Source organism: uncultured Serinicoccus sp. (genome assembly GCF_947487915.1).
Lineage (GTDB): Bacteria > Actinomycetota > Actinomycetes > Actinomycetales > Dermatophilaceae > Ornithinicoccus.
Genome location: NZ_CANKYH010000039.1, coordinates 1 through 416 on the forward strand (window position 1 = coordinate 1; position 416 = coordinate 416).

Annotated in this window: 1 protein-coding gene; it reads right to left on the minus strand. The window is 71.2% G+C overall.

Annotated elements, in window-relative coordinates:
* Nucleotides 1-416: transposase (locus Q0795_RS17130; RefSeq protein ID WP_298891763.1), on the minus strand; the 416-nt coding region annotated here is incomplete at both ends.

Sequence of the window (416 nt, forward strand, 5' to 3'; positions counted from 1 at the left end):
ACTCACTCGTGTTGTCGCACCAGACACCGAGTGGGTGGAACCCGAAGGTCCGCTTGAAGGTCGGCGCTGCCTGTTCCTTCTCGCTGTGCGCGATCACGATCGTGGCATCGACATCGAGCACGACCGTGGCGCCGAGGTCGGTCCCGGCGACCTTGCTGGCCGGCACCCCACCGGGGATCAGGGACCAGACCCGTCGACGGACCCGTGCCCGGGCGGCGGCGATCTTCCTGGCCCGGGCCGCAGTGACCTCGGCAAGAGTGCGCCACACCGTGGGTGGTGAGGCGACCGGACCGAGCACCCCGCCCTGGTGGCGCAGCACGTCGATGTCGGCGATCGCCTCCCCGCCGTCGGCGAGCATCACCGCCACGTCGCTCAGCACCTGCCCGCGGTCGTGGACCGGCACGAACGACCGGCGG